Origin of the sequence: Moraxella marmotae (genome assembly GCF_042219885.1) — a bacterium.
GTDB lineage: Bacteria > Pseudomonadota > Gammaproteobacteria > Pseudomonadales > Moraxellaceae > Moraxella > Moraxella marmotae.
In genome coordinates, this window is sequence record NZ_JBHJHR010000002.1 from 2,043,996 (window position 1) to 2,067,982 (window position 23,987).

Annotated in this window: 31 protein-coding genes; 21 read left to right on the forward strand and 10 right to left on the reverse strand. The window is 39.0% G+C overall.

All coding sequences use genetic code 11. The features are described 5' to 3' along the window. Positions 1-7: 7 nt before the first annotated feature. The 9 genes from ACFBZI_RS09415 to ACFBZI_RS09455 form a co-directional block, all read right to left on the reverse strand. Positions 8-1,177 carry a hypothetical protein gene (locus tag ACFBZI_RS09415; RefSeq protein ID WP_375716073.1) on the reverse strand — a complete coding sequence of 390 codons (1,170 nt, stop codon included), beginning with the start codon at positions 1,175-1,177 and terminating at the stop codon, positions 8-10. Next, the gene (locus ACFBZI_RS09420) at positions 1,174-1,494 is read right to left on the reverse strand and encodes a hypothetical protein (protein ID WP_375716074.1); all 321 of its coding nucleotides are present in this window, start codon (positions 1,492-1,494) and stop codon (positions 1,174-1,176) included. Before ACFBZI_RS09420 ends, ACFBZI_RS09415 begins: the two co-directional genes overlap by 4 nt. After that, positions 1,491-4,019 (reverse strand): portal protein, encoded by a 2,529-nt coding sequence (locus tag ACFBZI_RS09425; RefSeq protein ID WP_375716075.1) that lies wholly within the window; start codon positions 4,017-4,019, stop codon positions 1,491-1,493. The genes ACFBZI_RS09420 and ACFBZI_RS09425 overlap by 4 nt, the downstream gene beginning before the upstream one ends. Continuing rightward, positions 4,019-4,789 (reverse strand): hypothetical protein, encoded by a 771-nt coding sequence (locus ACFBZI_RS09430; protein ID WP_375716076.1) that lies wholly within the window; start codon positions 4,787-4,789, stop codon positions 4,019-4,021. Before ACFBZI_RS09430 ends, ACFBZI_RS09425 begins: the two co-directional genes overlap by 1 nt. Positions 4,790-4,816: 27 nt before the next feature. Beyond that, positions 4,817-6,436 carry a hypothetical protein gene (locus ACFBZI_RS09435; protein ID WP_375716077.1) on the reverse strand — a complete coding sequence of 540 codons (1,620 nt, stop codon included), beginning with the start codon at positions 6,434-6,436 and terminating at the stop codon, positions 4,817-4,819. A 96-nt stretch (positions 6,437-6,532) separates the two neighbouring features. Then, on the reverse strand, positions 6,533-7,270 hold the full coding sequence (locus ACFBZI_RS09440; RefSeq protein ID WP_375716078.1) for a hypothetical protein: 738 nt from the start codon (positions 7,268-7,270) through the stop codon (positions 6,533-6,535). A gap of 104 nt (positions 7,271-7,374) precedes the next feature. Then, complete coding sequence (locus tag ACFBZI_RS09445; RefSeq protein WP_375716079.1) at positions 7,375-8,016, reverse strand: hypothetical protein; 642 nt, start codon at positions 8,014-8,016, stop codon at positions 7,375-7,377. 27 nt (positions 8,017-8,043) lie between these two features. After that, positions 8,044-9,183, reverse strand: a complete 1,140-nt coding sequence (locus tag ACFBZI_RS09450) for a putative endonuclease domain-containing protein (RefSeq protein ID WP_375716080.1) — start codon at positions 9,181-9,183, stop codon at positions 8,044-8,046. 14 nt (positions 9,184-9,197) lie between these two features. Continuing rightward, positions 9,198-9,578 (reverse strand): hypothetical protein, encoded by a 381-nt coding sequence (locus tag ACFBZI_RS09455; protein WP_375716081.1) that lies wholly within the window; start codon positions 9,576-9,578, stop codon positions 9,198-9,200. 603 nt (positions 9,579-10,181) lie between these two features. On the opposite strand from ACFBZI_RS09455, the gene ACFBZI_RS09460 reads away from it, so the two are divergent. Next, positions 10,182-10,535: a hypothetical protein gene (locus ACFBZI_RS09460; RefSeq protein ID WP_375716082.1), complete on the forward strand. Its 354-nt coding sequence runs from the start codon at positions 10,182-10,184 to the stop codon at positions 10,533-10,535. 45 nt (positions 10,536-10,580) lie between these two features. Here ACFBZI_RS09460 and ACFBZI_RS09465 read toward each other — a convergent pair whose 3' ends face one another. Next, positions 10,581-10,757: a hypothetical protein gene (locus ACFBZI_RS09465; RefSeq protein ID WP_375716083.1), complete on the reverse strand. Its 177-nt coding sequence runs from the start codon at positions 10,755-10,757 to the stop codon at positions 10,581-10,583. 145 nt (positions 10,758-10,902) lie between these two features. On the opposite strand from ACFBZI_RS09465, the gene ACFBZI_RS09470 reads away from it, so the two are divergent. The 20 genes from ACFBZI_RS09470 to ACFBZI_RS09565 all read left to right on the forward strand — a co-directional run bounded on the left by ACFBZI_RS09470 (position 10,903) and on the right by ACFBZI_RS09565 (position 23,983). Further along, positions 10,903-11,187, forward strand: a complete 285-nt coding sequence (locus ACFBZI_RS09470; protein ID WP_375716084.1) for a hypothetical protein — start codon at positions 10,903-10,905, stop codon at positions 11,185-11,187. Positions 11,188-11,254: 67 nt separating this feature from the next. Further along, the gene (locus ACFBZI_RS09475; protein WP_375716085.1) at positions 11,255-11,380 is read left to right on the forward strand and encodes a hypothetical protein; all 126 of its coding nucleotides are present in this window, start codon (positions 11,255-11,257) and stop codon (positions 11,378-11,380) included. Between the two features lie 69 nt (positions 11,381-11,449). Beyond that, the gene (locus ACFBZI_RS09480) at positions 11,450-12,373 is read left to right on the forward strand and encodes a hypothetical protein (RefSeq protein WP_375716086.1); all 924 of its coding nucleotides are present in this window, start codon (positions 11,450-11,452) and stop codon (positions 12,371-12,373) included. Between the two features lie 57 nt (positions 12,374-12,430). After that, entirely contained in the window at positions 12,431-12,841 is a 411-nt protein-coding gene (locus ACFBZI_RS09485; protein ID WP_375716087.1) for a hypothetical protein, read from the forward strand. Positions 12,842-12,912: 71 nt separating this feature from the next. Further along, the gene (locus ACFBZI_RS09490; protein WP_375716088.1) at positions 12,913-13,170 is read left to right on the forward strand and encodes a hypothetical protein; all 258 of its coding nucleotides are present in this window, start codon (positions 12,913-12,915) and stop codon (positions 13,168-13,170) included. Positions 13,171-13,181: 11 nt separating this feature from the next. Beyond that, positions 13,182-13,493 (forward strand): hypothetical protein, encoded by a 312-nt coding sequence (locus ACFBZI_RS09495; protein WP_375716089.1) that lies wholly within the window; start codon positions 13,182-13,184, stop codon positions 13,491-13,493. A gap of 8 nt (positions 13,494-13,501) precedes the next feature. Then, on the forward strand, positions 13,502-13,789 hold the full coding sequence (locus ACFBZI_RS09500; RefSeq protein WP_375716090.1) for a hypothetical protein: 288 nt from the start codon (positions 13,502-13,504) through the stop codon (positions 13,787-13,789). A 9-nt stretch (positions 13,790-13,798) separates the two neighbouring features. Next, entirely contained in the window at positions 13,799-14,113 is a 315-nt protein-coding gene (locus ACFBZI_RS09505; protein ID WP_375716091.1) for a hypothetical protein, read from the forward strand. A gap of 263 nt (positions 14,114-14,376) precedes the next feature. Next, complete coding sequence (locus ACFBZI_RS09510; RefSeq protein WP_375716092.1) at positions 14,377-14,682, forward strand: hypothetical protein; 306 nt, start codon at positions 14,377-14,379, stop codon at positions 14,680-14,682. After that, a complete protein-coding gene (locus ACFBZI_RS09515; protein WP_375716093.1) occupies positions 14,672-15,004 on the forward strand; it encodes a hypothetical protein in 333 nt (110 codons plus the stop codon). Before ACFBZI_RS09510 ends, ACFBZI_RS09515 begins: the two co-directional genes overlap by 11 nt. Beyond that, complete coding sequence (locus ACFBZI_RS09520) at positions 14,991-15,305, forward strand: hypothetical protein (protein WP_375716094.1); 315 nt, start codon at positions 14,991-14,993, stop codon at positions 15,303-15,305. The genes ACFBZI_RS09515 and ACFBZI_RS09520 overlap by 14 nt, the downstream gene beginning before the upstream one ends. Next, the gene (locus ACFBZI_RS09525; protein ID WP_375716095.1) at positions 15,292-16,500 is read left to right on the forward strand and encodes a DNA-directed RNA polymerase; all 1,209 of its coding nucleotides are present in this window, start codon (positions 15,292-15,294) and stop codon (positions 16,498-16,500) included. Before ACFBZI_RS09520 ends, ACFBZI_RS09525 begins: the two co-directional genes overlap by 14 nt. 181 nt (positions 16,501-16,681) lie before the next feature. After that, on the forward strand, positions 16,682-16,867 hold the full coding sequence (locus ACFBZI_RS09530; RefSeq protein ID WP_375716096.1) for a hypothetical protein: 186 nt from the start codon (positions 16,682-16,684) through the stop codon (positions 16,865-16,867). 10 nt (positions 16,868-16,877) lie between these two features. Further along, positions 16,878-17,132: a hypothetical protein gene (locus ACFBZI_RS09535; protein ID WP_375716097.1), complete on the forward strand. Its 255-nt coding sequence runs from the start codon at positions 16,878-16,880 to the stop codon at positions 17,130-17,132. Beyond that, entirely contained in the window at positions 17,123-17,539 is a 417-nt protein-coding gene (locus ACFBZI_RS09540; protein WP_375716098.1) for a hypothetical protein, read from the forward strand. Before ACFBZI_RS09535 ends, ACFBZI_RS09540 begins: the two co-directional genes overlap by 10 nt. A 2-nt stretch (positions 17,540-17,541) precedes the next feature. Next, positions 17,542-18,549, forward strand: coding sequence for an AAA family ATPase (locus ACFBZI_RS09545; RefSeq protein ID WP_375716099.1), 1,008 nt, complete (start codon positions 17,542-17,544; stop codon positions 18,547-18,549). A 21-nt stretch (positions 18,550-18,570) separates the two neighbouring features. Further along, the gene (locus ACFBZI_RS09550; protein WP_375716100.1) at positions 18,571-19,731 is read left to right on the forward strand and encodes a vWA domain-containing protein; all 1,161 of its coding nucleotides are present in this window, start codon (positions 18,571-18,573) and stop codon (positions 19,729-19,731) included. Beyond that, on the forward strand, positions 19,706-21,025 hold the full coding sequence (locus ACFBZI_RS09555) for an ATP-dependent DNA helicase (protein ID WP_375716101.1): 1,320 nt from the start codon (positions 19,706-19,708) through the stop codon (positions 21,023-21,025). The genes ACFBZI_RS09550 and ACFBZI_RS09555 overlap by 26 nt, the downstream gene beginning before the upstream one ends. Beyond that, entirely contained in the window at positions 21,025-21,483 is a 459-nt protein-coding gene (locus tag ACFBZI_RS09560; protein WP_375716102.1) for a hypothetical protein, read from the forward strand. Before ACFBZI_RS09555 ends, ACFBZI_RS09560 begins: the two co-directional genes overlap by 1 nt. Next, entirely contained in the window at positions 21,476-23,983 is a 2,508-nt protein-coding gene (locus ACFBZI_RS09565; RefSeq protein WP_375716103.1) for a DNA polymerase, read from the forward strand. Before ACFBZI_RS09560 ends, ACFBZI_RS09565 begins: the two co-directional genes overlap by 8 nt. Positions 23,984-23,987 lie beyond the last annotated feature (4 nt).

Consider the following 23,987-nt stretch of genomic DNA (forward strand, 5'->3'; position numbering starts at 1 on the left):
TTATCTCCTAATGAAATTTTTGTTGATTATAGAATTTTAAAAACTCTTCATCAGACAGTTTTAATGGGTCAAACTCATTATTGGCTTTGCTATTACCTGACTTAGGTACAGCAGCCTTTTGTTTTTGAGTTTGGTTATTCACTTGGTTTTGGGTGTTTTGTGGTCTAGGTGCAGTGAATGCTTGCTGCTGTGGTTGCTGATTATCTACCCCAGTATTGGCGGATTGATTGGCTTGTAGTAGTTTGGCTTCAATCGCTTCATACGCTGCTAGAAATGGTACGCCTTGCATACGCCCTAGCATTCGTTCATATTCCATTGCTTGAGTGATTTGTTGATACAGTCCACTTTGTGCTTGTTCTGCCATGACTCGTAGGATTTCAGGGTGGTCTGACACCATTGCCTTAGATTGTTCGTCCCACACAGTCGTAATATCACTGACCACATCTTTAAATTTATCGTGTGAACCGTACAAGTCCACCATCGTTTCTTCCAGCAGACTTGGCTCATTGACCTGTGTTTGTGGTGTGTAGTTGTCTGCTTGTTCAGTATCAAAGCTGTATAAATCAATATCAGCTTCTTTAATCAGTTTGGCAATGGCTTCTGGATTTTTATTATACAAATCCACCATATAAGCCACAGATTGAGCATCATTCAAACCATGCTGCTCTAAGGTTTTTAGTACCGCTAAGTTAGGTTTTAGCTGTGCCATTTTCTTAGAGTAGTTTGCTCCTTGTTGCATCAGAGCAATCATATCTTCAGCACTTTTAACTTGGATTTCACGACCATTGGCTTTAAACGGCTTAGTCAGTGTTTCATAAAATGCTTGATAATCTACCTGCTGTGTCTGGTCATCATCAGTGGTTTGTTCACCATTATCAGTATCATCTACGGCAGTTTGTGATACTTGGGTATCTGTATCTGTATCTGCATTGATACTGTCTTGGTTTTGCTCTTGCTCTGACACCTGCTCTACTGGTTCATCAGCAGACTGCTTGGATACTGTGTTTTGTGTATCAGTTGTTGATGTATTCATCGCATCATCAGTCTGTTGATTTTCTTCAGTAGCGACAGGTTCACTGGTTTGGTTGGCTTGATTGCCCCAGTTTACTTCAGCATTACTCAAATCCAGTTTTGATAACTCTTCATCAGACAGTTGGTTATAATCAATTTCACTCATGTTGTGTACTCATCTAACGGGATAGCATTGAGTTCTTGTAGTTGCTCTTTTGCCATTGCCCCTTGGGTTAGTAAATTATCCAGTTCAGCTTGTAGCTGACTGACCATTACCAGTCTTTGATGTAGTATTTGACTATCAGGGGTGTTTACTACCCCTGACAGTTGATTGACCATATCTAGGACATAATTCTTAAAATAATACATTTTAAATACAACAACAAAATCTGGATTGACCATCAGCCGTTCTAACGCTTCAGATAGCTGTATTTTGCGATATACGGCATTCTTTTCTTGCTCTAGTACTTGTGTATCAATCATAGGGTTAATCCTTGTTGTGGGGCTTGTGGTGAGCTTGTAGCAGGGCTTGGATTAGGGATAGCACTAGGGATATTAGCCGCTTGGTCATAAGCCATCTGTTGATTAGCCAGTTGTCCTAGCAGGTTTAAATCATGTTGTTGGTTTTGTTGTTCCATTGCCCCTTGTTGTTTGATTAGCTCACGCTCATTATTACCTTGGTTAATCATCGCTTGCTTATCCAGCTCATGAGCTTGTCTTGAGCCAGTATCACGCTCTACAAAGTCTAAGGCTTTATTATCAGCGTCCCCTTGTAGTGATTCAGCACGAGCTTGCTCTACACCCACTTTGGCAGATTGTACTTGTGCTTTGGCGGCAGCTTCTTGGGCTTCAGCTTTGAGTAGCTCTACTTCTGCTTGTAGTTTCTCCACTTGTAGCTGCTGCATTTGTTGCTCCATCTCATTAGGCTCTTCTTGATAGCTTTCAATGGTATGGGCTAAGTCAGGCATCTTACGCAGATGGGCAATCTCAGCTAGGATAGTTTGGGTTAATCCCATGCCCATAGAGTTACCAATGGTTTGTAATAAGAAAGCCAATTGTTGTGCTTTATTCTCATCACCTTCAGCTGTTGAGATGGTCAGTGTTAGGTCATACTCCCCTGCTAGGTCATCTCGTCTGATGGTTACAAACTCTTTATTGGTGATGCGTACCACTTCTTTTTCAGATAAGAACTCACTGTTCATACCCATGATAAATCTACCCATCTGGATAAAACCATCACAGATACGCCGTAGAATACTCATCTCACGCTTAGATACCGCATCTAGTACCCCACGAGCAGCAGTCGCACTATCACCCAAGTGTGATGCGTTGATACCCCCACTGGCAAAGGCTTTAATCCCAGATAAGCTCTCAGCTTCGTTATTCATCATCTGCACCATTGCCATGGCAGATTGTGGTATCTCTGGGTATTTGTGGGTATGGATATGTACTCTAGGGTCAAAGCCTTGGTTATATTCATAATCTTGACCTGTGGCAAATTTCACTTTATTAGCAGAGTCTAATAGATTCTTAGCATAACCTGTCTGTGAATTGGCAGATTTACCCAGTAGGTCAATCATACCTCGTGTTACTGCACCTAGGATTTCTTGGTTATCTCCCAATAGCTCTGCATTAGGAATACCCCAGACACTGTCTTCTTCAGGCAGATAATTAAAAATCACAAAAGGCAGCTTACCATTAGGAAATGGATTGTCTTCCATACGAATCATGGTATCACCCACCCATGTAGCGACAATGGGTTTGGTCTCCCCTGTACCGTCAGTATCCCAGTAGCCCCAGTATTCATAGACGGTCAGTTTGCGTCTGGCATTATCCTGAAAACGAAAGACATCATCAGATGGTTTATCCACTGTCCCATCAGTACTGGATTGTTGTTCCATCAGATAGCCAAGGTTATGATAAATCCCTTGTTTTTTTAGCTCTGATAACGATGACTCATAAGCATGAACCACAAACTGAGCATTCTCAAATACCCCCTTACAAGTAGGGTCTACAAAGATATTTTTGATATTACAGATTTCTACCGTTGGTTTATTGACCAGTACACGCTTGGCAGTCTTTTGGGTAAAGCCAGCAGGTTCAGCCACATAAGGCATACCTTTTTCTACACTCATCTCATAGCCAGCTTTGACTTCATCAGGCAGTGCTTCGTAGCTATCAGGTTCACTTTGCATCAGCTGCTCTAGTTCAGCCAGTTGTTGTGCTACTTGCTCTTGCTGCTCTACTGGTACAGGGATATAGTTAAATAGCGGTACTTGTTCTTGTACTTGCTTTTCTTGGTATTCCCAGCCCATACGCAGAACACAGCTACCATTTTTAACCAGTTGTCTGATGACCCCATCTACCAGTTTGACTTTATTAAGTTGGGTGTTAAATTGTCTGTTTAGTATCAAGGCATTTTGTCTGGCTCTATCCACATCTTCAAAGGTCAATGGCTTAACATCAAACAGATTATTAGTAGATAAAAATGGTTCAGACAGTGCAGGTGAAGTCCATTCAGCTTGCTTACGGATTAGTCTTGGATTGATACGACTACCCTTATGGTTTTTACCCCCAAACTTAGGGGCATCATACAGATTTTGCCACTTTTGTAATTCATTGATAAAGCGTGATTGTGCTGTTTGAGCATGGTTATAATCATGCTTTAAATCTTGGATACTGGGTTCTTGCTTCCAGTTGGTCAGCTTGGTTTTCTTTTGATTGGACTGGCTTTGTTTGACCAACTTACTGTACCCATATTCCTTAAAGTCATCATCAGGCATACTGTATGCTTGTTTAAACTGGCGAGCTTTTTTCTCTTGCAGTACTTGTTCAGGTGATGGCTGTTGTGTAGGCAGTTGCTCTTGCCCTTGTAGCTGTGCTAACAGTTCAGGGGGAATGTCTTGCCCCTGTACATCAGCTTGAGCCAAGTTGGGTGCTAAACCAGCATCAGGGGGTAGTTGTCCCCCTGTCAGTTGAGCCAGTAGTTGTTGTTCTTGTGGTGTCATCAGATAAATCCTCTTTGGTGAAACTGTTGATACAAATAATCTTGTGGTTGGGTGTCTAGCTCAATGCCTTGCTGCTCTAGCATCATCAGCTCTTGTTGATAGGCTTGATAGTAGCGTGTGGATTCATTTAAGTCCCCATCTAGCTGGTTATCCATAGAGCGTAGTACTCGTGATGCGATAAATAAACCCAGTGCATTATGATAAGCCACAGGTAGTGGTAATTCATCGCCCAGCTCTACGGTATCTAGTGAGTAAGGTATCACTCGTACAGTGATAACTAAGTCAGCTGGCTTGTGCGGATTGTATAACATCACCTTAGTGGGTGAAGCCAAATGATAAAATCCCCTAGGATTAAGTACAGGCATACGGTTATTATCATTGAGCGTTGCTTGTAGGTATCTATCATCATATTCAGCTTTGGTGTGTCTAGGTACAAAATAAGCCTGTACATCTTTTTCATCATCACTGGCTTGATACACTAACTGCATATGGTTTACCGCCAGTATCTGTGTATCTTTGGTTTGTTTTTTAACTTCTTTGTCATTAGATAAATCAATCACATACGACCGTGCATTGTACAGTGGGTAATCCAATTCCAATGTACATAAATCAAAGCGTGTGTACAGCTCTCTTAGACCCATCAGCACATAATGAGCCAGTCTGTCAGCGTATTTATCATTCAGCTTTTCATGTTCTTTGTCCCAAAAGAACATATTATGCAGCTCTGTTTGAGCCAAATGATTCATAAAATCTTGGATAGTTATGGACATAATCACCCCTTATTATTTATCTCGTTATCAGACGATATAACTGGCTAGACCATTCACCGTATCAATAGGCTGATAGTCTTCCCAGATACCGTCTTGGTTTTGTTTATAGGTACTCTCACTAGACGGTGTCCATATCGTCATCATACCCAGTTGGCTGATGGTATCTATGGCATCATCATGTTTACTTCTAAAGCCACCCACAGACGCTTGCGATAGCTCCAGTAGCATCTCTTTGAGTGCAGGCGTGTGCTTTTGGTCAATAGGAAAATAAAAGCGTTTGAGCTTAAAATCAGGCACAATGATATTAAACCGCTCCAGCTTTGAGTTATTGGGTTTTAATCCCAGTTGCCCATCACTTCTGTTAGAAGCCAAGCTAAAAAAGATATTACGGCTAAACATCTCTCGTTGAATCCAAGGAATAAAACCAGCCTGTTGTCCTGATACTTCCACGCCCACGGTTTGCGGATTGTATTTATTAACCAGTCTGAATAAGTCATCTAGGTTCTTATCCATGGTTTGTCTGGCACAGATACCATCTACCCAAAAATAATAACCCTTATGGTTTACCGCCCATACAGAGATGAACGAATAATCCGCTGATTGCTTTTCACTGGTAGCAAAGTCTGTGGTGATATAAAAATTAAAGTTATCTTTTTTATCCAGCAGATGCGATGAGTTATACCATTGTAAATCTGTATCTAAGATGAGCTTGTCATCATCACTCATGATTTGTAGCATCAGCTCTTGATAAAAGCTATCCACTTTACCCAAAGCCAAAGCCGTATCATATTTTTCTTTGATATAGTCATAAGTAAAGCGGTCTTCCCATGCCCCACGAAACTCATCACGACTGCAAGGAAACTTCTCACACACAGGATAGACATTGACACACCATGCACCAGACTCTACCACTTCATACAGTGGGTCATTGGCGTTAAATGGTGTACCTAGCCATATCTTTTTATAGCGTGTTGGGTGTAGGGCATATTCAATGGCTTTATGTACGGTATCTTTAATGGCAGCCAGTACCGTAGGACTTCTGGCATCATCATCACTGACTAAGTCATCTAGTACCGCTATCTGTGGACGCTTACCTTTTTCTTTGACACCACGAATACCTGATTTACCACCATAGGCTTTGACTACCAAAGTCTTACCGTTGATATTGGTAAACTCCCATCTAATGTCTGTAAACTTGATACTGGGAATATACTTCTTAAGAAATTCACTATTCTCCCAACGGTACTCCAAGTTCTTACGCATACTCTTAACACCGTTATCAATGCTGTCTGTTACATAGATAGCCAAATCCACAGAGCCAAAGTTAGGTAACTCACCAAACACCGCTAGGTATAAGAAAAAGTATTCACCCAAAAAAGTAGACTTAGCAGCACCACGAAAAATCATATTGGCAATCTGCTTTTCACCAGACACTAGGCTATCAGCCATCTTATAATGAATAACTGGGGTTTTGTTCTCTTCACCTTCAGCACCATTAACCAGCTTAATAAAGTTCACATAAGCAATGGCAAACTCACTGGGGATATAGTTCTCAAGCTCACTATAATCCACATCTTTAAGCCAGTCATTCACCGTCTTAGGTTGTTTTATCTGATTAGTATCACTCATTGTCATGGTTTCACTCATAAACTAAGCACCCTAAGGATAATCAAACTACACACCACAATGGTAAAGTACAACGCAATGGCAAATACCACATTCTTAACGATACTAGGGTCATGATTAGGCTTCTTCATAGTCTGTAATCTCCGTGATAAGTTTGGTTTCAGCAGTATCACGAGCAGTAATTACCCCAGCTTGGATAAGTCGTCTTTGCTGTGCTGCCAGCTCTACGGTGATATTTCTTAGCTGTTCAATATCATCATTTTTCTTGATGCCTACATCTAGCTCTACCTTTTTGACTTCAGGTGGTTTTAGATGCACCAGTAAGCTATTCGCCGCATCACTACGCACCTTTTCACTCATGGCATTGAGCATTAGGTCTGCTTGTACATTGATGGCTTTTTGGTATAGGTCTTGATTGATAATCCAGCTAGGGATAGCAGATTGCTCCATGATGGCATTGACCAGTTTGGTCTTGTTATACATTGCCACATGAGCAGAGATTTCTTTGGCGGTATGACCTTTGACCATCATGGCTTGATAACGGTCTGGGAAGGTCTTAATAAAGCTATCAATATTACTGTTACCCATCAGTTTATGGGTACAGTATTTGACAGCATTGAGATAATCGTCCAGTTTATATTTACCGTCATTTAATACGGTCATATAACTGACAAAGTTATTGCGGTAGGCTTCATGCAAATCAGGGTCTGATAACAGCTGATTGATACGCGATACCATTTCATCTGTTACCCCCCTTCTGTATTTATCAGGTAAGGTCTTTTTAAGTAGCTCAATATCCAGTGCAGTATCATCTACACTGGTTTGGGTAGTGATGGGTAGTGTCTGTACTGTCATATTTTTTATCCAAACCAAGATAAAAAGTAATGTAGCACAGCACTATTTACGATAAATAATCTGCGTGTTCCACGCTGTTGTGAGTGGTTTACTTGTAGTTATTATTATGATTTATCATACATTTGGATTAATTGCCTGATAGCACGATTTTCATCATCAATGTGCTTTATGCGTATATCTGTTTTTTGGCAGACATAGACATACAGTCTTTGAATCCTATCAAAGCACCAGCCATGTATGGTGTAGACTTTACCATAGTACTCACATTCTATACAGATAACACTGGGGTCTATGGTAGGTTTAAATTTGACATAAAACTCATATATCCCAGTCATCAATTGACGACTACAATTAAACTGTAATTCATGAAATAACTGACTGTTATGATTGCATACCAGTAAACCAATAACTACTGTCCCTGTCAGTATCTCCCTTAGGGTATCTGCCTTGATATGGTAGCTGGGGTTATCCAGCGATTGTTGATAGTACTCACGGTGTTGTGGTTTGGTATGGTAGATTTCAGCTTCCTTTGCCATGCGTGCCAGTAGTAGGTCTGATTGCTTGTCCAGTTCGCTAACTGTATTAGCAATCCCATCACCCACGATGCGTAAGCCATCATGAATATCATCTACACTTTGGCGTAAGGTCAGTTTATCATCACCCCTATCATCAGCACGACTTAGTAGATATAGTAGAATAACCAGTACAATCCAAAGCCAATGAAAGACAAAACCAGCAAAGAACAATACCACTATCAGTATTTTTAGCATTACTTACTCTCTATCCACTCGTTCAGTAGGTATCTCTGGTCTGTTGTTATTACCATCTCTGTCTTGACGAGTATGACTATATTCTTGTTGTACTTGGGTTTGCTTTACAGGCTCATATCTGGGTTCTGGTTTAGGCTCTGGCTTAGGTTTATATTCTACCCTAGTCTCTACACTAGGCTCATCACTTGGTTTATATACAGGTCTAGGCTCTGATTTGATGATAGGCTCATCATCTACTGGCTTAGGCTCACTGTATCGTACAGGTGCTTGTACTGTTTGTTGTATGGGCTGTTGTACTGGTTGTGGTACAGGTACTGGCTCTATACTGGGGCTAGGCTCTTCATACACAGGTGCAGGGACAGTGATTAGCTCATTGGTATTAACCACTTCAGGTAGGGTTTCTTGTGTATCTGTAATAGGCTCTACTGGCTTATTATTGCTCATCGTACTTAAGCCAATCACACCCAATAATACCATTGCCAGTACAGCACCTATCATCAGCTTATCCCATGCGATAGACGGTTTGTTTACTTGTATTGGCTGTACAGGTTGTACTGGTACTTGCTGTTGATATTGCTGGCTTGCCAGATGATTTTCTAGCTGTGCCATACGCCTAGCGATTTGGTCAAGATGACTATTGGTTTGCTCTTGTTCTAGACCACGCTGTTTGTATTGCTCTAATTGATATTCCAGTTCTTCACGCTGCTGTTTTTCATAGTACTGACTGGCTTTATTCATTGCCTGTCTGACCAGCTCATCGTGTATCTCTTGAATGACTTGCTTACTGTTATGCAGCATATCTTTGTTGGTGTATCTGAATAATACCCCTATCTTACGCATCAGCTCATTTTGTCTGTACCATAAGTCTTGATAGCTGTCATAGTTTAGCTGTTTATTGGCATCTTGTAGTTTGGTTAAGCCATCTAATTCAATAGCCAACAGATAACCCTTGGTAGGATTAATCACCATAAAATCCACATATCTGTTCTTACCACGACTATCTACAAAATGATACTGCGGTATCACATCATCAGCATTGATAATCGCTATCTTGCTTAATACCTTATCCACAAACATTCTTTCAAAGTCTGCAGGGTGATTAAGTTGCCTATGATAATGCTGTTTCCATTCAAACCAGTTCATCACACACCCATGGTTTAACGGCAGATTTCATTATACAGTGCAGCACCCCAGCTGTTAGGGAATATGTCATATTCTTTTAGATGCTTGACCTTTTCACCTTCTATCAGCTTATGGTTTTTAGTGTAGTTATGCCAGCTAATCGTAGCTACCTTTTTATATGCACAGTCAATATAGCGTCTGTACACCGTATAGCTACCTTGACCCAAGCCATCTTTTTTAATGTCTTTAGCCACATAGCGTTCCATCTCTACTTCATACTTACTCGTACCTGTAACGGCTTTGGTTTTACTGGCTATCAGATAATATTCATACCCTTGATAAGAACCCAAGTACACATCAGCACAAGCCAATACAGGTAAACACAGACCCATTGCCAGTAGAGATTTTTTCAACATAGACTATCCTAATACAATTACAGTTACAGGTATCAGATGGTTTTTATTATAATTTAATTTAATCATTTCACCAATCAAATTATTAAATACCTTATATACAAATATCTTTATAACCTATACACACATTGACAAGTCCTAAGCCATCAGTTATAGTACCACGCATTATAGATACCTTTTCATTAATCCTAGCTCGTGCAGCATGAGTATTTTTCCTGTTATTAACTGGGTATCTATAATCCACCCCATACTTGTTATGGGGTTATTTATTATATATTTCCCACATCTTTTCAAACCAAGTGATGAATATCACCTATCCCCCCTACCCTTATTGACCGTATAAATTAATTTACCAACGACTTTTACCCAGTTAATAAAAATTGGTTTGTTGTTTGGATTCTTAATAAAACAGTCGTAGTTTTCTATAAATTAATAAAAATTAGTTCTAAGGTAGTGTCCTGACAACAAAACGAAAAAATCAAAACTACCCACCCCCAGTGCTGACAACAAAAAGGATTCTTATTGTTTAGTGGTTTAAGGCTACGCCTTAGCATGGTGAATAATACTGTTCACTGTAATTGACATCATTTTAACAGGAGAAATCTTATGTCAAACCGTCCAACAAAACAAGGTGCAATCTCAGCTCTTTGGGGTGCTATGGGTACAACCTTTAACGCTGGTGCTAAAGCCATTGAAAGTTCTGCTGAGATTGTAGCAACCACTGCAGACTTAGCTGTTAATACCGTAAAAGGTATCGCTAAGAATGGTGATTACATTGGCAGAGCTACTGAGTCTTTTGCTCAAGAAGCTATGAGTCAGGCAATGGCTTGGCAAGCTCGCAATGACCTTGCCAGATATGAAGAGTTTGGTGTAGCACCTGATGAGTTCGTAAGTGGTGGTATCCAGCGTATGAAAACCATACGAGAAATCGTCCGTGCAGCCAACCGTGATGATGAATAACCATCAGCCGCACTAACCAACATCAAGCACCCTAGGGCATATGCCTTAGGGTGTTTTATTTTTTAGCACCTGTCTATGGACACAAAACACAAAACACAAGCCAGACAGTACAGGTGCGTTATAGCGTCTGAAAACTTCTAGCCATCTGTCTCGTCTTGGTTTTCTGGTCTCGTTTGCCTGTCTGTTGTTACACACGGTACTGTCTGGCGGTAACTTCCCCATATTTTTATGGTGATTTGCTGTGTCTATCTTCTATGGTTTGGTTTAATGGTTTAAGGCTGTGCCTTATGATGGTGAGTATTAAATACAGTTAAATATACTCACCACAGTACTGACATTAACCATCATTTACATTAAGGAGTTCATCATGACATCAACAGTACTTACCAAACGCCCAGCAACCAGCTCATACAACAACGGTAACGATGAGCGTGAAAAAGCCAAGTTCTATTTGAATATCTATTTCAAACGCAAGCAAATTGGCTACATTGTAATGGATAGCCACCCACAGCTTGTTGAGAAATTGCAAGCTCACGATGAAGTTGCAACTCGTCTAATCCAAATGTGTACAGCTTCCTTCCGAGAAGTTGGTGAAGACACTCGTTGGTCTGACCTTTCAGAATTAGACATTGAAATTAACGAAGTTGCCTAATAAATAACCCTAAACATACCCTAATCCTTAGTGATTGGGGTATTTTAATTAGCATTAAGGAAATATCATGAAACAGTTTATCGTATTTGTTAGTATGGGTTTTGCCATTACCGTTCATGCTGAATCACGCATTGATGCCTGTGAGCAGGTTCATGCTGCTGGTTATTATGTTACTTCTGTTCACCCTGCATAATTATAGACCTGTTGGATTATCCAGCAGGTTCTTTTAATTTAAATTAATAGACAGTCTATGAGAAATACCATGAACCATACCCTATTACAACAAAGCATTGAACGGCAAATGCACCCTACGCATATCCGTCATGATATACAACAAAGTATCCAATCATCATTCCAAGATGAGCTACAACAAGCCATTACCCTTATCCATACCTACATTGAAAAACAAGAATGGGAATCTAAGATGCTACGCAAACAGCATCTATTAACCATTGAATTAGACAGTCTGGTTTGTGATATATTAACCACCATCACACTACATACTCAGAACAGACTGCCTTATGTCAATGTTGCTGGTATGATACCCATCAAGGGTATGTCTGCTTTAGATGCAATTAAGACAGTCTGTGAACTCATTGCTGTCTTATTACCACTGGGTATGTATAACATCACTTCCTTTAAAACCACACGCTATATAGAATCACTTATCCAATTACCTGACAGTCTATTAGACAGAATCAAACTGTCCTGTTATCTACCACCTATGATTACCACACCTAAGCCAGTGAATAATAACTACACCAGTGGTTATCTAACCTTAGATGATAATGTTATCCTAGGTAGTAAACATAACAAGCACAGTGAACCCTTAGCATTGGATATTATCAATAAACAAAACCAAAATACTTATGAACTAGACAGTTATATTGTTCAACAATTTGATAAACAATGGCATCGTACCGAGTTAAATCTAGATGAAATGAGCTTATTAAATGATGATGAACAACTGCAATATTTATCTGATAAAACCACTTGGGAGAAATACCAAGAGCAGTTTGAAGTGTTAAAACAACACCTAGCAGATAAGAGCTTTCACTTTCTACATAAGTATGATAAGCGTGGTAGGTTATACAGCCAAGGTTATCACTTCAATCCTATGGGTAGTAGCTTTGAAAAAGCGTGTATTAATTTTAAACATAAACAACTGGTTACAGGTGAATTGTAATTAACCACTTATCTATAAAATCCTAGATAATACAGTAAACCCTAACTGGAGATAACTATGTCAAATACCGTCATTGGGAGTCATACACCCAACTATCTAACCCAAGAATACAATGTACGAACTGCAGTTAATACAATGAATACACTGCTTAGAAAGCATCTGCTAAAGCTCATCGCTGCAGCACCTACGCATGAATCAATCCCCAATGTCATCAAACATATGGGACAGTTTATCGTTGTAGAGCGTAAAACCAGTACCAACACCAATACCAATCCCACACCATATGTAGCTTATACTTGTGCTAGTGGTATTTGGTACTTTGATGCCAATACCTTCTACAATAAGCGTGCAGAGTGGCAAAAGCTATTAAATGATGCCTATGCTGCAGCAACCATTAATACCACCAAACCCTTTTACTTACTTAAAGCCAAGCTAGATGCTGAAAAGTACACTACCGTACCAGTTTAAGTAAACTATCCACCTAAGCCAGTCATAGTACTGGCTTTTTTAGTCTTTATCAGACAGTTAAGGAACAACCCATGCTAACATCATCTACCAAATATCTCACCATACCCTACAAATGGTTACGCAATGCGGATATGCCAACATGGCTACATCAAGAATTAATCAACGCAGGAAAAAGAGATTTCTTCACTTATGACATCAGTACAGATACCTTCTATTCATCATTTGATGTCCATGATAATTATGAAGAAGTACACCTATGCCGTCTTCCAAATGAATTTGTAGGATTGGTTTTAGATTATAAATCTGGATTTGTACTTAATGCTGAATAATAGGAGATACCATGTACCCTGACCTACCTATGTATATTTCTATCCCATTTAAATGGCTTAAAGACGCACAACTACCTGCATTTATCGCAGATGTCTATGAGCGTAACAAAACTTCAATCACCAAATTAAGTAATGGTGATAAAGAACAGAACTGTTACTGGCTTAGTTATAACACTACGACAGATATAATGGCTTGTTATCCAGACATATGTGCAAACTATGTCAATGACCATCTGTGCAGTAGTCCAGATGAATTTGTAGAAAAAGTCTTAATGTGCAAAACCAATAGACTATTAAACATAAACCAAACTGATACGAAATAGGAATTACTATGCTACCTAAGAAAACTGAATATATCTCTATCCCTTTTGACTGGTTAGAAGGTGAGAGTTTACCTGAGCATATCCATAGCATTTATGAAGATGAATATATGGAGCATGAATATGAAGATGATTTTGATGTGGGTTGGTTTACTTATTACATTATGACAGGCAACTTATGTTACACCAGTGCTATCACCAGTAATTACCATATTGAACATTTATGTAATACCCCAGATGAGTTTGTACAGTTAGTCAATTACTATGAAACCCAAAAACTACTGGGTATCAAGCACTAGGAAACCATCATGATTACAGATAAACCAGATGCTGTATTTATCAATGTCCCTTATGTATGGGTTACAAAATACCTGCATAACCACCGCCACATCATAGACTACACAATGTCAGACTTTAAAAGAGATTTAAAGTATTATCGTATAGTCCATAAACGAGACCCATTTCTACTGCAATATGACATTACTCAAGATACTTATCACATTTCAGATTTGTTACTTGACGATTCCACAGAATATATCTGTAACAGTATCCAAGAGTTTATTGAAGTGGTTGGTGAAATCAAAACCAAGAAATTATTAGGAATTAATCAAGATGAATACTAAATCACAAATCCTTTACTATGCAGTCCCTTTAGACAAAGTAGAAGCGTATCTCAAAGAGCATGGATACTTGTTCAAAATAACAATGGACGAGGTAATAGAAGACACTAGGGCTTATCTACACGCCTATGATGCTGACGCTTCGTATCTACTCTTTAATAAGTATTGTCAGTTCTTTACCTTAACCCATGAATTACAAAGCTCCGTTACCCATGTATGCGATACCGTCCATAGTTTTAAGAAACTTATAGTATTAGGATATAACGATGAATAAACCTGAAGCATTGTGTATTAATATCCCTGTCTCATGGGTACAAGATTACTTTAGAAATAACATGATATTGGGTAATATTACCAGAGACCAATTCTACGATATGCTAGTACGATACCGTGATAAGTATGACAAAACACCCTTTGTGTTGTTTTACAATATAAAGAGAGATGATTATGCAGTAGCTTGTACTCTTTATCCAGAATCTCGTGAATATCTATGTAATAGCATTACTGAATTTGCTGAACTTGTTCGTGAATTTAAGATGCGTACATTATTAGGAATTGTCAATGAACAGTAAACAAGGCTTTATTTATATCACCATACCTTATAGCTGGGTAGTAAACCATATCAAGCTACAAGGTACTTTACCTGAATTGTCTAATGCTGATTTGAATTACTTAGTTACTGACTACCAAGCAAGTTATGCAGATGAACCTGAGTTTAGTACAGATGAACCAGTATTCTTTACTTATGTTATTTCACAGGACAATTACTGGGTAGGTGATGTCGCTGGAGAAGAACCACAAGAATACCTTTGTAATTCTGTTGCTGAATTTATTGAAATGGTATCACAAGCCAAAACAAACCGCTTATTAGGAATCAACCATGAAACAACTTGAATCATACAAAGAGTATATCAGCATACCTTTAACAGCTGAAGTAAAGCACGCAATTGATACGGGTAAAATCAATAACATCTCTACCAAAGAGTTATCAAGAAAGATTGCCCAGTATCAAGCAATTATGGACGCGTATCCATCATACTTATCTTATAACAGTGTAGATGATACTTTGATAGTAACAAGTATTGTCCTTAACAAGGAATATGAACAGTTATGTAATGATATAGATACATTCAATGAACTTATTCACTTACATAAACTATACCGTCTAATTGGAGTAACCCATGAAAAAGTTTAATCCCATGCAATACCTAGCCATTGATATTGCCAATCATTATGGCTTAGATAAACTCAATTACGAAGAGCGTATCCAATGGGTAAAGACCCATCTAGATGAGCTAGAGCAACATACAGACACTGCTGATGAGCCACTATTATATGCCAAAGCAGTCCATGCGATGCGTGAAAGCCAAGCTGGTAAACCAGTAGGTCATGCAGTGGCTTTTGATAGTGTATGTTCAGGTTTACAGCTGATGAGTGTACTAACTAACTGTGTAGATGGTATGCGTTTAACTGGTTTAATAGACCCAGATAATCGTGCTGATGCTTATACAGCCATTACTAAAGCCATGAATGAACGCATTCAAGCCAAAGGTGAAACACAGCTGGTAATTGACCGTAAACAAGCCAAAAAGTGCGTAATGACAGCACTATACGGCAGTAAAGCAACCCCTAAGAAAATCTTGGGTGATGAGCTATATCCGCTGTTTATCCAAACCATGTTTGATGAAGCCAACGGTGCAATGAACTTACTGGATTGGTCATTAAACAGCTGGCAACAGCTAGATATTCAAAGCTGGATTATGCCTGATAACCATACCGTGTATTTACCTACTGAAATTAAATCAGAATACCGTGTGAATATTGATGAGATTAACTACAATCCACAAATTATCATGACTGAAGTTCAAGCAATCCCTGATGGTATCAGTAACTGTGCCAATCTGGTACATTCTGTTGATGCTTTGGTATTACGAGAACTGGTGCGTAGATGTAACTACAACAAAGGTCAATTAAAGCACTATCTGCACTTACATCACTCCACGCCTGCAAGTAGTGAGATTGATGATAGTCTATGGGTAAATCAACGCTATTTAGCATCTAAATTCGCTTCTATGGCTTGTCTGAATGCGATTGACCATACCAATATCCACTTGGTAAATAACGAGCTTAGAAACGCTCTAGCGAGCATCTGTGAGCAGGTACTAACCAATCCATCGTTTGAGATTATCACTATCCATGATTCCTTTGCTTGCCACCCTGTGAATATGAACACACTACGCCAGCATTATAATGAAATCTTGGTACAAATGTATGAATCTGATTTGTTAGTAGACCTACTTAGTCAGATATACCATAAACCCATTACTTTATCGCTGGGAGATAAAATCCATGCAGAACTTATCCGTCATTCTAATTATGGAATTTGCTAATTCTGCGATAAGCCGCCGCTGGCGGTGTTGTGGGTTTTTATCTTAAAGCCCATTTCCTTAATGTTTGATGATGCCCTAAGACAGCGAAAGTTGTCTTAGGGTATTTTTTGTTTACCTAAATGCTAATTGTCTGATTTTAGACATTTTTTACTATATATTCCCTAAAGCATAAGGACTTGATATGAACATTATCCAAATGCTCAATAGCCTACCTAATACAGGTGAAATTCACATATTTCCTGTTACCCAAAACTCATCTGATTATCTTTGTGAATACAAAGACAGTTCACTGATTTTGACCTATTACTATGATTGTACGGTCAATGATTGGTCATTTTTAAGTGCTTTTGATTTATCTAACTTATAGGAATATCGCTATGAAACTTAACCCACAAGAGATTGCTTGGATTGCCAGTGAATATCAAGCTGGACGCACACTACAAGAGATTGCCATTGATACTGGTATGTCTTGTCAAAATGTCAAACGAGCTTTGGCTGAAGCTGGTTTACTTAACCTATCATGGTATAAAACCAAAGAAGAACAGTTAATGCTTGAATACCTAACCCAACTGGGCATTACTGGTAAAGATGATTTGACTTCAATGCTTAATAAAGGATTGTTATGGGGCTAGATACTTATTTATATGGCATACCTGATGATGTGGATTTAGATGAGTTTGCTCATGCTACCACAACACCACCCAATACCATTGAGCTGTATTGGCGTAAATGGTATTACTTGTTTGACTGGCTTAGTCATAACACTGCTGATGCTGATATTTACTATCCACATATCAAAGATGGTGAACAAGAGCATTATGATTATGACTTAAACTGTGCTTATATCGCAGTAACTCTAGATGACCTAGAGATATTGCTAGAGCAAACCAAAGAACTTGCCACAAATCAGCTATTGGGTGTCAGTGATACTACAGAATATGGAACCAGTGCTTCTGATGATATATCAGACATTGAAACCATCATCAAAACCATCAAAGACAATCCCAATCATACTTTTTATTTTTACAATTGGTACTAATTATGAATATCACACTAAAACAAGCTCAATCACTACTACCGCATTTACTTAATAACCAAATCGTACCTTTTTTGCATTCATCACCAGCATTGGGTAAATCCAGTCTAGCCAAGCAATTAGCCCATAAAGCTGGCTTAAAGGTAATTGATTTACGCTTAACAGAGCTAGACAGTTCTGATTTGAATGGCTTACCATATTTTGCTGATAATAAAGCCAAGTATCTACCTTTTGATACTTTCCCTATCACAGATACACCCATTCCTGATGGCTTTAATGGTTGGTTATTGCTGCTAGATGAGCTAAATTCAGCCTTACCCAGTGTCCAAGCGGCAGCTTACAAACTAATCCTAGACCGTCAGGTAGGACAGTATCAGCTACATGATAAAGCCTATATTATCGCTTGTGGTAATAAAGATACAGACAATGCCATTACTTATCCAATGTCATCAGCCTTAGTATCACGCTTTGCTCATTTTTATATTGAGCCAGACACTAAAGAATGGACTGAATGGGCATTAGATAATGGCATTGATATTCGTATCATCTCATTTCTTGGTTTTAGACCATCACACCTATATAAGTTCAATCCAGACAGCACAGAGCCATACGCATCACCACGCACATGGCAGATGCTATCAAAAGTGCTGTCTGAACTCCCTACCCTAAACCAAGAGCATCTACCGCTATTGGCTTCATTGTTAGGTGATGGTGTGGCTAATGAGTTTATGCAGTATCTAAGACTTGCTGATAAAGTCCCTAGCTTAGATAAAATCCTAGCCAATCCAGATACTCACCCAGTACCTGATGAGATTGGCTTACAGTGGGCAACGGTATCTATGCTAACTAGTAATATCACAGATGCTAACTTTACTAAGCTAGAGATTTATCTGCGTAGATTTAGTATGGAGATGCAAGTTGTTGCCCTACGCTATATTGTCAAACAAAACCCACAATTAACCACCAAAGCTAGCGATTGGATTAAAGCATTCAGCGTTGAGCTATTTGGTTAATTAATAACTATGGAGATACTGATGGCAGATTTAACCAGTTTAAATAAACAGCTTTCTCGTGCCAAGATTACACTATTAAATAAGCCATCAGCCGTATTTTTGGCTTATGCAATCTTACAAGTGCCGTGTAGCTTTTCAGACAATGTGCCTACTGCAGCAACTGATGGGCTTAAGATTTTAATTAATCCTGAGTTCTTTGGTAGTTTATCACTAGAGCAGCAGCAGTTCTTACTGGCTCATGAAGTGATGCACATTATCCTAAGCCATATGACACGCTTAGGCAATCGTGATAAGCATAAATTTAATATTGCAGCGGATTATGTGATTAATACCAATTTGGTAGAGCAAGGCTTTGAGATGATTGCTGGTGGTATGTATGATGAAAAATACATCAACTGGTCAGCAGAACAAGTCTATGATGACCTACCAGATGATGACAGTTCCAGTAAATCCAATAGCAATAATCACGGTCAAACCACTGATGGTATTGGCAATCAAGACATCATCTATTCAGATGACAAAGAGATTGAAACCATCAGACAACAAACCACGCAGATAGCCGTACAAGCTGCTATACAAGCGTCTATGCAACACGCCAGTAGTAGTATACCAGACAGTGTCCAAAGGCTCTTAGAAGAGCTTACAGCACCAAAGGTAAACTGGCGTACAGTACTGCGTAAGTATTTCTTTGAGATGGCTAAAGCAGATTATTCATGGCAAAGACCTAATCGCAGATTACTAACTCACGGTATCTATCTACCAGCTCTACAAGGCACACAGTTATCAAAGATTAGCTTTGCCATTGATACATCAGGCTCAGTCAGTAGCAGTCAGTTTAATGAGTTTATCAGTGAAGTGGTAGCAGTATTTAAACTACTAAAACCACAACAGTTAGATATTATTCAGTTTGATGATTCGCTACAAGACCATCGTACGGTTAAGTCCCTACAAGGATTTACCACCCTACCCTTTAAAGGTTGTGGCGGTACTTGTCCAGAAGTGGCTTTAGATGCCTTTATCAAAACCAACTCAAAAGCACTGTTTGTATTAACAGATGGTTGTTTTAATATTGATAATCTACCCAAGCCAAAACAACCAGTCATTTGGGTTATCTTTGATAATCCTTGTTTTATTGCCCCATTTGGGAGTGTTATTCATGTCAAATCTACAACTCACCCATGACCAGCAACAAGCCAAAGATGGTATTTTACAGTTAATAACCAATCCATTACCTGACAATCCCATTGACAGGATTATTGTGGTACAAGGCTATGCTGGTACTGGTAAATCCACCCTACTCACTCAAGTACTGCTGGATTATTATAAGCTAGTGAGTACTTATGATTTATTGGGTGCTAATTATGAGCCAGTACAAATCACGGTATCCGCCATGACCCATAAAGCCACAGAAGTACTAAGAACACTGCTTAAATCTACTGGCTTACATCATCGTGTACCTATCTGCACCACGCATAAAGCCATAGGTGCAGCACCTAAGAGCAGCAAAGCAGGTAGCACAAATTATCACTATTATGATGGTTTAATCACCACTACCCACCCACATTTGGTAGTGATTGATGAATGCTCATATATGGACAGTGTGCTATTAGAGCGTCTGATGACCCTTGTCTATCAGTATCCTATCTGTGTACTGTTTATGGGTGATGAGCATCAGCTACCACCTGTTAATGAAAATACTTGTCCTGTCTTTACTGCTGGCTTTAAGACTTACCATCTTAATGAAGTGGTTAGACAAAAAGATGCCAAGCATTTAGATAACTGTACTACGCTACTTAGACAATCTGTCGCTGATAATCTACTAAAACCCATTACCCCAGATGATGTACAAGTCATTCATCTGGATAAAAACCAATGGGATAAACAGATTATCAAAAGCATCAATGCTGGGATAGACACTAAGGTATTACACTACACCAATCACCAAGTCCATAGAGCCAATAACAAAATTCATAATAAAGTTACTGGCTCTGCTGATTTTAAAGCAGGTGATTTGGTTTGTGTGAATGGTAATTATGACCTTTATGACAGTTACTATAAAGTCAATTATGCCCAAAAAGACAGAGTAATGCTGGTTACTTATGCCCAAAAATTAGAGCTAACTTCTGGTAATACAACCATACCTGTTTATCAGTTACATATCTCAAGTATCACTGATACTTTTCGTGATGTGGTTACAGTACTGGTTAATCCAAAAGATAAAGAGCATTTAACTCATAAGAACTTACCATTCTATGGTAAAGATACCCAAGGTAATTCTATAACCTTTATGGATATACGCCATATGTATGCCTGTACTGTACATAAAAGCCAAGGCAGTACTTTTGATGAAGTATTTATCAATATCAATGACTTTAGAAATGTGTATAAGACCAATTTAGCACTGACACTAAGACTGCTTTATGTGGCTTTTTCTCGTGCTAAGCATCGTGTCTATCTGACTGGAGATTTATCCTAATGGTTTATAACATATTAAACAGTAATAAGTTTTTACAGGTTAATGCCATTGTACGGCATATCCTAACCCCTTATGATACGCAAATGCAGGAGCTAAAGACACAGCTACTTAATCAGCATTTTGAGCTAACTCATGCTCATGGAGCTTTGTATAAAGGTGATTTGATTCACCCAGACAGAGCTTGGACAACACTTAAGCCATTACCAGCATCACTAGCACCACTGGCAGATGCGTATTTGGCTTGTGTGTCAGAGTATGAAACAGCTTATAAGAAACTCACTGCTTATCTTAATAAGATGATGAGAGCTGATGGCACTAAGCATCTACTGTTTTGGCTTCCCAAACAAACAGCAGTATCATATAACCCTGATTATCGTGGTGGAACTACAGGGAGTATTCCTGATGAGATTACCACCATCTTAGCCCAAGCCCAGTTATTACGGAGTTTATATGCGTAGTTGTGATTATTCAGACAATCCCATTGTCGCTATTTTAATTAAGGACAGTTATTACGATACAGTCAAGTTAGAGCAGTATTATGTGGATTATCTGGCTCATCACAATATCACTGATGTGATGGCTTGTGAGCTTAGTTATCCTAGCACAGGTAAACTGTCCGTTACTGCTGCTCGTAAGCAAATCCTAAAGCTACTACCAGCCTTTAGCCATCATGGTATCCAGTATCTGTATGTTGCAGATGCTACTTACTTTAAAGCATTGACTGGTTTAAGCCAAGCAGACAGACACATTGGTTATGTATTACCATGTAAGCTAAAAGGCTTTGAGCATATCCAAATTGTCTTTGGCATTAACTACGGTCAATTGCTGTATAACCCCACTTCAGCCACTAAGCTGGATTTTTCATTACAGACTTTGGTGAATCATATCCAAGGTAATTATCAGCCTTTAGGGGATATTATCCATAAAGCCAGTTATCCATCTACTGATGATGAGATAGATGATGCACTGGCTTATTTGCATAATTATCCCACTTTGGCTTGTGATATTGAAACCACTGGTTTAGAGCTAGGTAGTCAGTTATACAGCATTGCTTTTGCTTATAATCAGCATGAAGGCGTAGCATTTAAAGTAACAGATAACCAAAGACTTAAGCGGTTTTTTGAGTCTTATAAAGGTACGCTGATTTTCCATAACGCAACTTTTGATATTAAGCATATCATCTATAACTGCTTTATGAGCCATGCTCGTGATTTTCGTGGTTTATTACATGGTTTGCATACAATGTGTAGCCGTGTAGAAGACACCATGATTATCGCTTACTTAGCTACCAATAACACCCAAGGTAATACACTTGGATTAAAAGAGCTATCCCAACCATTTACAGGCAACTATGCCATTGATGTCAAAGATGTCCTAGCTCACCCTTTGGCTACGGTGCTTGAGTATAACTTAAAAGATACCCTAGCGACTTATTGGGTCTATACCCAGTATAAGCCAAAGATGCTTAAGGACAATCAAGAATCCATCTATCAAGCCATCATGCTACCGTCTATTAAGACCATCGTGCAGATTGAGCTACATGGTATGCCTATGAATATGGATAAAGTGGTACAAGCCAAAGCACAGCTACTATCCCAAAGCCAAGCAGCACTACAAAGTATCTATGATAACCGTCATATCAAGGCAGTTACTCATATGCTACAAAAGCGTGAGCTTGAGCGGATTAATAAGAACCTTAAGACCAAACAACATACTATGGATAAAGTCAAAGACTATCTGTTTAAACCAAACAGTACAGCTCATTTGTCTTATCTGTTATATGATTATCTTAAGATGCCTATCTTGGATTACACACCCAATAAACAGCCTGCTGTAGGTGGTAAGACACTAGAAAAGCTCATTAACCATACTGATGAGCCTGATACTGTGGCTTTATTAACCGCATTGGTAGAATATGCCAAAGCCCAAAAGATACTGTCCACATTTATCCCAGCCTTTGAAAAAGCACAGCCAAAAGATAACTGGCATTATCTACATGGTAACTTTAACTTAGGTGGTACGCTGTCTAACAGGCTAAGCAGCAGTAACCCTAATCTACAAAACCTACCCAGTGGTTCTACCTTTGGTAAACTGGTCAAACAGTGCTTTCAAGCACCAGATGACTGGTTATTTGTAGGTGCTGATTTTGCCAGTCTAGAAGACCGTATCAATGCCCTACTAACCAAAGACAGTAATAAGCTCAAAGTTTATACAGACGGTTATGATGGTCATTGTTTGCGTGCTTATGCCTATTGGGGTGATAAGATGCCAGATATTGACCCAAATAGCATTGAGAGTATCAATTCCATCAAATCCAAATATCCCAAGTACCGTCAGATGAGTAAAGCTCCAACCTTTGCCTTAACTTATCAGGGTACACACCATACGCTTATGAAAAACTGTGGTTTTGCAGAAGATGAAGCCAAGCAGATTGAAGCCAACTATCATCAGTTATATGCTCAATCAGGTAACTGGATTGCTGATAAACTGGCTTTATGTGCATCTCAAGGCTATATTGATGTCGCTTTTGGTTTACGCATCAGAACACCCATCATGGCTAAGACAGTGTTAGATACCACCAAGACCCCTTATCAGGCTCAAGCAGAAGCTCGTAGCGTGGGTAATGCCATCAGTGGACAATCTTATTGTCAATTGACTAACCGTGCGGTAAATGAGTTTATGCAGCGTGTATGGGCATCTGATTATCGTTATGACATTATGCCAGTGTGCCTAATCCATGATGCCATCTATTTGATGATTAAAAATGATGTAGAAATTGTCAAATGGGTCAATGATAACCTGATTGACTGTATGCAGTGGCAAGATTTACCAGAGATTGCCCATGATACTGTCAAACTGGGTGCAGAACTGGGTATCTTTTATCCAGATTGGAGTCATGAGATTACCTTGGCTAATGGAATTGATACCACTCAAATTATCCAAACCACACAGGAATAATGCC

Excerpts from the sequence above, each read along its gene's own strand:
- ACFBZI_RS09420 (WP_375716074.1), bottom strand. The coding sequence starts at position 1,494 with ATGATTGATACACAAGTACTAGAGCAAGAAAAGAATGCCGTATATCGC.
- ACFBZI_RS09535 (WP_375716097.1), top strand. The coding sequence starts at position 16,878 with ATGAAACTTAACCCACAAGAGATTGCTTGGATTGCCAGTGAATATCAA.
- ACFBZI_RS09425 (WP_375716075.1), bottom strand. The coding sequence starts at position 4,019 with ATGACACCACAAGAACAACAACTACTGGCTCAACTGACAGGGGGACAA.
- ACFBZI_RS09550 (WP_375716100.1), top strand. The coding sequence starts at position 18,571 with ATGGCAGATTTAACCAGTTTAAATAAACAGCTTTCTCGTGCCAAGATT.
- ACFBZI_RS09475 (WP_375716085.1), top strand. The coding sequence starts at position 11,255 with ATGAAACAGTTTATCGTATTTGTTAGTATGGGTTTTGCCATTACCGTT.
- ACFBZI_RS09540 (WP_375716098.1), top strand. The coding sequence starts at position 17,123 with ATGGGGCTAGATACTTATTTATATGGCATACCTGATGATGTGGATTTA.
- ACFBZI_RS09560 (WP_375716102.1), top strand. The coding sequence starts at position 21,025 with ATGGTTTATAACATATTAAACAGTAATAAGTTTTTACAGGTTAATGCC.
- ACFBZI_RS09440 (WP_375716078.1), bottom strand. The coding sequence starts at position 7,270 with ATGACAGTACAGACACTACCCATCACTACCCAAACCAGTGTAGATGAT.
- ACFBZI_RS09505 (WP_375716091.1), top strand. The coding sequence starts at position 13,799 with ATGATTACAGATAAACCAGATGCTGTATTTATCAATGTCCCTTATGTA.
- ACFBZI_RS09455 (WP_375716081.1), bottom strand. The coding sequence starts at position 9,578 with ATGTTGAAAAAATCTCTACTGGCAATGGGTCTGTGTTTACCTGTATTG.
- ACFBZI_RS09525 (WP_375716095.1), top strand. The coding sequence starts at position 15,292 with ATGAAAAAGTTTAATCCCATGCAATACCTAGCCATTGATATTGCCAAT.
- ACFBZI_RS09495 (WP_375716089.1), top strand. The coding sequence starts at position 13,182 with ATGTACCCTGACCTACCTATGTATATTTCTATCCCATTTAAATGGCTT.
- ACFBZI_RS09530 (WP_375716096.1), top strand. The coding sequence starts at position 16,682 with ATGAACATTATCCAAATGCTCAATAGCCTACCTAATACAGGTGAAATT.
- ACFBZI_RS09460 (WP_375716082.1), top strand. The coding sequence starts at position 10,182 with ATGTCAAACCGTCCAACAAAACAAGGTGCAATCTCAGCTCTTTGGGGT.
- ACFBZI_RS09465 (WP_375716083.1), bottom strand. The coding sequence starts at position 10,757 with ATGGGGAAGTTACCGCCAGACAGTACCGTGTGTAACAACAGACAGGCA.
- ACFBZI_RS09485 (WP_375716087.1), top strand. The coding sequence starts at position 12,431 with ATGTCAAATACCGTCATTGGGAGTCATACACCCAACTATCTAACCCAA.
- ACFBZI_RS09510 (WP_375716092.1), top strand. The coding sequence starts at position 14,377 with ATGAATAAACCTGAAGCATTGTGTATTAATATCCCTGTCTCATGGGTA.
- ACFBZI_RS09415 (WP_375716073.1), bottom strand. The coding sequence starts at position 1,177 with ATGAGTGAAATTGATTATAACCAACTGTCTGATGAAGAGTTATCAAAA.
- ACFBZI_RS09470 (WP_375716084.1), top strand. The coding sequence starts at position 10,903 with ATGACATCAACAGTACTTACCAAACGCCCAGCAACCAGCTCATACAAC.
- ACFBZI_RS09520 (WP_375716094.1), top strand. The coding sequence starts at position 14,991 with ATGAAACAACTTGAATCATACAAAGAGTATATCAGCATACCTTTAACA.
- ACFBZI_RS09450 (WP_375716080.1), bottom strand. The coding sequence starts at position 9,183 with ATGAACTGGTTTGAATGGAAACAGCATTATCATAGGCAACTTAATCAC.
- ACFBZI_RS09480 (WP_375716086.1), top strand. The coding sequence starts at position 11,450 with ATGAACCATACCCTATTACAACAAAGCATTGAACGGCAAATGCACCCT.
- ACFBZI_RS09515 (WP_375716093.1), top strand. The coding sequence starts at position 14,672 with ATGAACAGTAAACAAGGCTTTATTTATATCACCATACCTTATAGCTGG.
- ACFBZI_RS09435 (WP_375716077.1), bottom strand. The coding sequence starts at position 6,436 with ATGAGTGAAACCATGACAATGAGTGATACTAATCAGATAAAACAACCT.
- ACFBZI_RS09555 (WP_375716101.1), top strand. The coding sequence starts at position 19,706 with ATGTCAAATCTACAACTCACCCATGACCAGCAACAAGCCAAAGATGGT.
- ACFBZI_RS09545 (WP_375716099.1), top strand. The coding sequence starts at position 17,542 with ATGAATATCACACTAAAACAAGCTCAATCACTACTACCGCATTTACTT.
- ACFBZI_RS09430 (WP_375716076.1), bottom strand. The coding sequence starts at position 4,789 with ATGTCCATAACTATCCAAGATTTTATGAATCATTTGGCTCAAACAGAG.
- ACFBZI_RS09565 (WP_375716103.1), top strand. The coding sequence starts at position 21,476 with ATGCGTAGTTGTGATTATTCAGACAATCCCATTGTCGCTATTTTAATT.
- ACFBZI_RS09500 (WP_375716090.1), top strand. The coding sequence starts at position 13,502 with ATGCTACCTAAGAAAACTGAATATATCTCTATCCCTTTTGACTGGTTA.
- ACFBZI_RS09490 (WP_375716088.1), top strand. The coding sequence starts at position 12,913 with ATGCTAACATCATCTACCAAATATCTCACCATACCCTACAAATGGTTA.